The sequence below is a fragment of the Streptomyces swartbergensis genome (assembly GCF_002148965.1).
Lineage (GTDB): Bacteria > Actinomycetota > Actinomycetes > Streptomycetales > Streptomycetaceae > Streptomyces > Streptomyces swartbergensis.
In genome coordinates this window covers 1-1238 of record NZ_NGFN01000715.1, presented here as the reverse complement: position 1 = coordinate 1238, position 1238 = coordinate 1, and the positions used below count along the sequence as shown (strand labels likewise).

The window sequence follows — 1238 nt, the reverse complement described above, 5'->3', positions numbered from 1 at the left end:
GTCCGTCCACCGCCCGCGCCTGGCGGACCTGGAGCGCGAGTACGGCGCCCGCGTCGGCGTCTACGCCCTCGCGACCGGCACCGGCGCCAGCGCGATCCACCGCGCCGACGAGCGCTTCGCGTTCTGCTCGGTCTTCAAGGCCCTGGCCGCGGCGGCGGTCCTGCACCACCGCTCCCTCGACGGCCTGGACCGGCGCGTCACCTACACGCGGGACGACCTCCGGTCCACCACGCCGATCACCGCCAAGCATGTCGCGACCGGCATGACGCTGCGCCAGCTCTGCGACGCCGCCGTCCGCCACAGCGACGGCACGGCCGGCAACCTGCTCATGCGCGACCTCGGTGGCCCGGCGAAGCTCACCGCCTATCTGCGCGACCTCGGCGACAGCGTCAGCCGCATGAACCACTACGAACCGGAACTGCACGACGTACCGCCGGAGGACCCCAGCGACACCACCACTCCCCGCGCGATCGCCGCCGACTTCCACAAGCTGCTCCTGGGCACCGCACTGCCCGCCGGTGAACGGGCGCTGCTGACGGACTGGCTCTCGCACAACGCCACCGCGGTCGGCGCCCGCCGCATCCGGGCCGGACTTCCCAAGGGCTGGCAGGTGGCCGACAAGACCGGCACGGGCAACTACGGCAGGGCCAACGACATCGCGATCGTCCGCCCGCCCCGCACCGAGCCGCTCGTCCTGGCCGTCATGACCGACCGGCCCGGCTACGACGCCGCACCCTCGGACGCCCTGATCGCCGAAGCCACCGCCCGGACCATCACCGCCCTGGGGCTCTAGAGGCCCCCGCGCCCCCGGGCCCCGGTGGCTTATAACGGGGCCATGATCTACCACTCCGTACCGCTCACCGACTGGAACGCCGCCCCCGACGGTCCGTACGCACCCGCCTCCCTCGCCGAGGAGGGCTTCGTGCACTGCTCACCCGACGAGCCGACCACACTCGCCGTCGTCAACGCCTTCTACCGGGACGCGCCCCGGCCCCTGCTGGTGCTCGCCCTCGACGAGACCCGCCTCACCGCGCGGGTGGAGTGGGAGGCGGCGGCCCCCGCCCCGCCGCCCGGCGTCGCCGAGGACACCCGGTTCCCGCACGTGTACGGCCCCCTCGACCGGGACGCCGTCGACCATGTCCTGGAGGTGCGGTGGGACGAGCAGGGCCGTGCGGTGGGGCTGGGGGACACGACCGGATGAGCCGTACGACAGGATGACCGCGTGAGCGATCAGGAAT

The 1238-nt window shown here is 73.4% G+C and carries 2 protein-coding genes; both read left to right on the top strand.

Annotated elements, in window-relative coordinates:
* Positions 1-793: class A beta-lactamase (gene bla, locus CA983_RS43840; protein WP_086606128.1), on the top strand; the 793-nt coding region annotated here is incomplete at its 5' end.
* Between the two features lie 42 nt (positions 794-835).
* Positions 836-1201 carry a DUF952 domain-containing protein gene (locus CA983_RS43835; protein WP_086606127.1) on the top strand — a complete coding sequence of 122 codons (366 nt, stop codon included), beginning with the start codon at positions 836-838 and terminating at the stop codon, positions 1199-1201.
* Positions 1202-1238: the final 37 nt, after the last annotated feature.

Bases quoted from the DNA above. Each gene is read 5' to 3' on its own strand.
- CA983_RS43835 (WP_086606127.1), top strand. From the start codon at position 836: ATGATCTACCACTCCGTACCGCTCACCGACTGGAACGCCGCCCCCGAC.